We start from the raw sequence: 6788 nt of genomic DNA, 5'->3' as shown, positions 1-6788 counted from the left end.
TTGGACGTCGCGAGATGCGCGGACGCGCCGATGTCCGGCAGCGGCAGGCCGAGGTTCTCGCCGGGGCGCAGCAGGTTCGCCATCAGCAGCCCGAGCAGCAGCGAGATCAGCGATGCGGTGACGAACCAGCCGAGCGCCTTCACGAACACGCGCCCCACGGACGACGCATCGCCCATGTGCGCAATGCCGACGACGAGCGTCGAGAACACCAGCGGGCCGATCACCATCTTGATCAGTCGCAGGAACACATCGGACACGAGCGAGATGTAGCCGGCGATTTCCGCGGCGGACTGCTTGTCCGGAAGTTGCGTGTAGATCAGGTAGCCGATGAAGATGCCGGCCGCCATCGCGAGCAGGATCCAGCCTGCAGCGGACATTCGTTTGTTCATAACGGGATTCGACGCACGGTGAAGGTGTTGAAGAACGAAAGGCGCGCGGCCCGGGTTCCTGTCGGGCNCCTGCAGCGGACATTCGTTTGTTCATAACGGGATTCGACGCACGGTGAAGGTGTTGAAGAACGAAAGGCGCGCGGCCCGGGTTCCTGTCGGGCCTGCGAATGTCCGCGAACGGACGCGCTGCCGCCGCAGCGTCATTCGCACAAGGGCGAACGCGGGCGGCAGCGGTTCAGCGTGATGCGATCGGATCAGTAGCCGATCGCCGACCCGGCCGGGCGGCGCGGATCGTTGTAGCCGTAGATGAAGCCGACGCGCACGTTGCCGGATACCGACGAATCGTTCCCGGAACTCTGGCGGCTCGCCGCTTCGGTGCCCGGCAGGCCGACCATGATCAGCTCGGCGGCGCCCCACGGCGTTTGCTCGACCATCTTGTAGCCCATGTTGCGCAGGATCGCGAGCGTGTCGGGCGACAGGCCGTAGGTTTCGTAGTAGACCTCGTCGGGCAGCCACTGGTGGTGGATACGCGGCGCGGCGACCGCATCCTGCGGCGTCATCCCGTAGTCGATCACGTTCAGCACGGTCTGCAGCGTGATCGTGATGATCCGCGAGCCGCCCGGCGAACCGACCACCATGAACACCTTGCCGTCCTTCGTCACGATGGTCGGCGCCATCGACGACAGCGGACGCTTGCCCGGCGCGATCGAATTGCGCGTGCCCTGCACGAGGCCGAACAGGTTCTGCGCGCCGACCTTCGTCGTGAAGTCGTCCATCTCGTCGTTCAGGAAGAAACCCGTGCCCGGCGCGATGACCACGGCGCCGAAGCGGCCGTTGACCGTATAGGTCGTCGACACGGCATTGCCGTCGTGGTCGAGGATCGAGTAATGCGTCGTCTCCGGCTTCTCGTGAATACCGACGCCGGGCTGCACGTCGACCGACGGCGTCGCCGTATCGGCGTGGATGCTCTTACGGATCTGCGCCGCGTAGTCCTTGCTCGTCAGCTTCGCGATCGGGTTGTCGATGAAGTTCGGATCGCCCAGCAGCGTATTGCGGTCCTCGTACGCGTGGCGCATCGCTTCGGTCATATAGTGGATCGACGCCGCGGAGTGATAACCGAGCTTGCGCAGGTCATACCCTTCGAGGATGTTCAGCGTCTCGCACATCGTCACGCCACCCGAGCTCGGCGGCGGCGCCGACACGAACTCGTAGCCGCGATACGTGCACTTCAGCGGGGCCATGTCTTCGGCACGATAGGACGCGAAATCGGCCGCCGTGATCAGGCCGCCCGCCTGCTTCGACGCCGCCTCGACGCGCTTCGGGATCTCGCCGTGATAGAACGCGTCGGGCCCCTGCTGCGCGATGCGCTCGAGCGTGCGGGCCAGGTCCTTCTGCACCAGACGGTCGCCCGGCTGCAGCGGCGTGCCGTCCGGCCGCAGGAAGATGCGCGCCGCGTCCGGGTCCTTCCTGAAACGTTCGATCGTCGTGTCGAGGATGTCCGTATCGCCGCGCGTCAGCACGAAGCCGTCGCGTGCGAGCCGGATCGCCGGCGCCATCACCTGCTGGCGCGTCAGCTTGCCGTACTTGCGCTGCGCGAGATCGAGCCCGGCGACCGTGCCCGGCACGCCGACGGCGCGATAACCGTACAGGCTTTCGCCCGCGCGGACGTTGCCCGACGCGTCGAGATACATGTTCGCCGTCGCCGCGGCCGGCGCGGTTTCGCGGAAATTGATGAAGCGGTCGCGGCCGTCGGCCAGGTGCACCGTCATGAAGCCGCCGCCGCCGATATTGCCGCAGCACGGGTTGGTCACGGCCTGTGCATAACCGACCGCCACTGCCGCATCCACCGCGTTGCCGCCTTCCTTCAGGATGTCGACGCCGATCTGCGACGCGAAGTGCTGCGACGACACGACCATGCCGTTCTTCGCTTCGACCGCGGGGTCCGACGCGGCGAACGCGCACACGCTCATGGCCGACAACAGGGTGAGTACGACGAGCCGCCTCATGACGGAATCCTCCAGACAAATGGCCGGGCCAGGCCGGGATGCACCGCCACGCCATCGCGTGCCGACGCTGCCAATCCGGCATGTAATAAACAATACATTCCGGCGAGGCCGCGATCATAGCACTCGCTTTTTTATGCCAAAACCTAGGGTTATCACTGAATTTGAAGCGAATAGCCATGGAAAGGGTTTTCGAGAAATGTTCGTTTCATTACATTACTGGCGGGACCCTCTGCCGAGTGATACGTCCCTCTAATTCCGGACCGTGCGCGGCCCGCCGCGCGTCAATCGGCTAACATGCATGGAGTCCCGGCAGACACCCGTCTGCCGTTTGTCATTCAGATAAGAGAGCTGGAGTGCCCGATGGGGACAAGCATCAGGGCGTTGCTGTTATCCCAGATGGATAGCTTCACGCCGTCGGAACAGAAGGTCGCGCATGCGTTGCTGGATCGCTATCCGAGCCTCGGCCTCGGGCCGATCGCGAGCGTCGCCAAGCAGGCTGAAGTCAGCGATCCGACCGTGTTCCGCTTTGTCGTCCGGATCGGCTTTCCGAATTACTCGTCGTTCCAGCAGGCGCTGCATGACGAGATCGACACCGCGATGAATTCGCCGCTCGCGCGGATGGATGCGTTCCATTCCGAATCGGGCATGCGCGACAACCATGCGGCGATTTTCCAGCGGCTGTCCGAGTCGCTCGCGACCACGATCGATGGGCTCGACGCGGCCGCGTTCGACGCCGCCGTGGCGCAGCTGGCCGATCCGGACGTCCGTATCTTCTGCGGCGGCGGACGTTATACGGCGCCGCTCGCGTCGCTGTTTTCGTTCACGCTCGCCTACGCACGTCCGCATGTGCAGTACGTCGAACCCAACGTGAACCTCGCGTCGGTTGCGCTGGCCGACATGGGGCGCGGCGACGTGCTCGTCATCTTCGACTTTCGCCGTTACCAGAAGGACAGCATCCGCTTCGCGCGGGCCGCGCACCGGCTCGGCACGCGGATCCTGCTGATCACCGACGAATGGATGTCGCCGATCGGCGAGTTTGCGGAGATCGTGCTGCGGATCCAGGGGCGCCCTTTCGCGATGCTGCAGACCAACGTGCCGGCGCTGGCGCTCGCCGAAGCGCTGGTGATCGGCGTGACGAACCGGCTGCCGGAACTCGCGCGGCAGCGGATGGAAAAGATCGAGCATCTCAGCACGGGCGGCATCGGGCAGGACACCAACCGGCGCGATTTGCCCGAATGACGATCGCTCGCCATTCGGGCGCGGGCATCAGCTCTCGACGTCCTCGAGGCTGAACACTTCGGTCTTGTCGTTGTACGAGAAGACTTCGCCGTAACGGCCCCAGTCGATTACCGCGTCGAGCGTTTCCTCGGCTGCTTCGTCGGACAGGAAATCCTCCAGCTCCTGCTCGAAGCGCACACGCGGCGCGCGATGGCCCGGGCGCTCGTTCAGCACCTTCCTGATCCGTGCGGCGAGCGGCACGTGCTTCAGCAGGTGATCCGCGAACATCAGCTTGCGCTCCTGCGTGCCGAATTCCGCGAACACGCGCGCGGGCGGCGTGAGGAACACGTCGCCTTCCCGCACGTCCGCGAAACCGAGGTGCTGCAGCACTTCGGCGATCGGGAACAGTTCGTCGACTTCGAGATGCAGCGTGCGCGCGATTTCCGGCATGTCGGCACGGCCGTGGTACGGCGCCATCGCGAGCGTTTCGATCAGGCCGGCCATCAGGTTGGTCGACACGCGCGGCAGCCAGCTGCCGGGTTCGAGCCCCTTCTTCGTCGCCTCGTTGGTCTGACGCGCGGTCATCTTCGCGTAGATGTCGTCGACGAGCTTGCGGAAATCGGTGTCGAGCCGGTTGCGCGGATGCTTGAACGGCACCTTGATCTCGGCGATCACGCGGCCCGGGTTCGACGACAGCACGAGGATCCGGTCGCACATGAACACGGCTTCCTCGATGTTGTGCGTGACGATCAGCACCGACTTGATCGGCATGCGGCCCTGCGTCCAAAGATCGAGCAGGTCGGTACGCAGCGTCTCGGCCGTCAGCACGTCGAGCGCCGAGAACGGCTCGTCCATCAGCAGGATCGTCGGATCGACGACCAGCGCGCGCGCAAAGCCCACGCGCTGGCGCATGCCGCCCGACAGCTCGCGCGGGTACGCGTTCTCGAAACCGTCGAGACCGATCAGGTCGATGGCGGCAAGCGCACGCTCGCGCCGCTCGCGCGCGCCGACGCCGAGCGCTTCGAGGCCGGCTTCCACGTTCTGCAGCACGGTGAGCCACGGAAACAGCGCGAAGGTCTGGAACACCATCGCGACACCCTCGGCCGGGCCGCTCAGCGGCTTGCCGAGGTAGGTCACTTCACCGCCGGTCGGCTCGATCAGGCCGGCGATGATCCGCAGCAGCGTGGACTTGCCCGAGCCGGAGCGGCCGAGCAGCCCGACGATCTCGCCTTCGCGCAGCGACAGGTTCGCGTCGTCGAGCACGAGCAGTTCGCCCTGCGACTTGTTGAAGCCGCGGTTGACGTGCTCCACGCGCAGGATTTCGTCGCCGAGGCGCGGCGGCTGGGGCGTCTGGACAGGGGCGTTGATAACGGTCGAATTTTGCATCGCGAGTACTCTCAATCGAGACGGAGCCGGGCTTCCGCGTAGGCGTACATCGGACGCCACAGCAGACGGTTGAACAGGGTGACGAACAGGGACATCACGGCGATGCCCAGAATGATCTTCGGGAAGTCGCCGGCGGCGGTCGTCTGTGCGATGTACGCGCCGAGGCCGTGCGCGACGACCTTCGTGTCGCCCCACTGCACGAACTCGGACACGATGCTCGCGTTCCATGCACCGCCCGATGCGGTGATCGCGCCGGTCACGTAGTACGGGAAGATGCCGGGCAGGATCGCCTGCCGCCACCACTGCCGGCCGCGAATCCGGAAGTTCTTCGTGACTTCCTTGTAGTCGTTCGGATAGGACATCGCGCCAGCGATCACGTTGAACAGGATGTACCACTGCGTGCCGAGCACGATCAGCGGCGACAGCCAGATATCGGCGTTCAGGTGGAAGCGCACGATCACGATCACGAACACCGGGAACAGCAGGTTGGCCGGGAACGCGGCCAGGAACTGCGCGATCGGCTGGACCTTTTCGGCGAGCGCCGGGCGCAGCCCGATCCACACGCCGACCGGCACCCAGATGACCGACGCGATCAGGATCAGGAACAGCACGCGCAGCAGCGTGATGAGCCCGAGCACGAGCACGTGGCCGACCTCGGCCATCGTCACGCCGGTCGACACGAACGTGACGACGCGCCACACGACGTACGCCGTCAGCAGGATCACGAGCGCGCCCCAGATGATGTCGCCGATCCGCGACGAACGGCGGCTCAGTACGACGCGCGCGCCGACGCCCTTGAACGACGGCACGCGCAGCGGCACGCGGGCCGCCTGCGACAGCAGCCAGCCGGCCGGCACCAGCAACTGGTGGATCAGGTGCGTGCGGCGCATCATGTCGAGCAGCCAGGACTGCGGCGCATCGCCGGACGCGGTGTTTTCCATCCGGAACTTGTCGGCCCACGCGACGAGCGGACGGAACAGGAACTGGTCGTACGCGAGAATCACGACCGTCATCGCGACGATCACCCAGCCGACCGCGCCGAGGTTCTTGTCGGAGATGGCCTGCGCGAGATACGCACCGATCCCCGGCAGCGTGATCGTCTGGTTGCCGACGGTGATGGCCTCCGACGCGACGACGAAGAACCAGCCGCCCGACATCGACATCATCATGTTCCAGATCAGGCCCGGCATCGAGAACGGCACCTCGAGCTTCCAGAAGCGCTGCCACGACGTCAGGTGAAAGCCGCGCGACACTTCATGCAGATCGCGCGGCACCGTGCGCAGCGACTGGTAGAAGCTGAACGTCATGTTCCACGCCTGGCTCGTGAAGATCGCGAAGATCGCGGCCAGTTCGGCGCCGAGCACGCGGCCCGGGAACAGCGCGAGGAAGAACGTGACGGTGAACGAAATGTAGCCGAGCACCGGCACCGACTGCAGGATGTCGAGGATCGGGATCAGCACCATGCCCGCGCGGCGGCTCTTGGCCGCGAGCGTGCCGTAGACGAGCGTGAACACGAGCGACGCGACCATCGCGGCAAGCATCCGCAGCGTGGTGCGCAACGCGTATTCGGGCAGGTTCGACGGATCGAGCGTGATCTTCTGCGTCTGCAGCACGCCGATCGGCGCCATCGTCTGATGGAAGCCGACGATCGCCATCGCCAGCAGGCAGATGATCAGCGGAAACGCGATGGCATCCCAGCGATTGGGGAGCACGCGCCACGCGGACGCGTTCGCGGTCCGGTTCGGATTGAAGAAACTGATATCCATCGGTAGCGTCTTGTATCGGATTG

At 65.3% G+C, this 6788-nt stretch carries 5 protein-coding genes; 1 reads left to right on the top strand and 4 read right to left on the bottom strand.

Annotation, left to right across the window (positions count from 1 at the left end; genetic code table 11):
- Nucleotides 1–389: cation:dicarboxylate symporter family transporter (locus tag ACTRWB_RS32225; protein ID WP_446904251.1), on the bottom strand; the 389-nt coding region annotated here is incomplete at its 3' end.
- A gap of 254 nt (nt 390–643) precedes the next feature.
- Nucleotides 644–2395: a gamma-glutamyltransferase gene (gene ggt, locus ACTRWB_RS32220; protein WP_446904250.1), complete on the bottom strand. Its 1752-nt coding sequence runs from the start codon at nt 2393–2395 to the stop codon at nt 644–646.
- Nucleotides 2396–2755: 360 nt separating this feature from the next.
- Here ggt and ACTRWB_RS32215 point away from each other — a divergent pair, with 360 nt between their 5' ends.
- Nucleotides 2756–3634: a MurR/RpiR family transcriptional regulator gene (locus ACTRWB_RS32215; RefSeq protein WP_446904249.1), complete on the top strand. Its 879-nt coding sequence runs from the start codon at nt 2756–2758 to the stop codon at nt 3632–3634.
- 27 nt (nt 3635–3661) lie between these two features.
- On the opposite strand, the gene ACTRWB_RS32210 is transcribed toward ACTRWB_RS32215, so the two are convergent.
- Together ACTRWB_RS32210 and ACTRWB_RS32205 are read right to left on the bottom strand one after the other, a co-directional pair.
- On the bottom strand, nt 3662–4999 hold the full coding sequence (locus ACTRWB_RS32210) for an ABC transporter ATP-binding protein (RefSeq protein ID WP_129515297.1): 1338 nt from the start codon (nt 4997–4999) through the stop codon (nt 3662–3664).
- 11 nt (nt 5000–5010) lie between these two features.
- The gene (locus tag ACTRWB_RS32205; RefSeq protein WP_446904248.1) at nt 5011–6765 is read right to left on the bottom strand and encodes an ABC transporter permease; all 1755 of its coding nucleotides are present in this window, start codon (nt 6763–6765) and stop codon (nt 5011–5013) included.
- Nucleotides 6766–6788: the final 23 nt, after the last annotated feature.

This window comes from Burkholderia sp. YIM B11467, from assembly GCF_052952715.1.
Note: the sequence above shows the minus strand (reverse complement) of the source record. Positions and strands in the feature narration are given on the sequence as shown.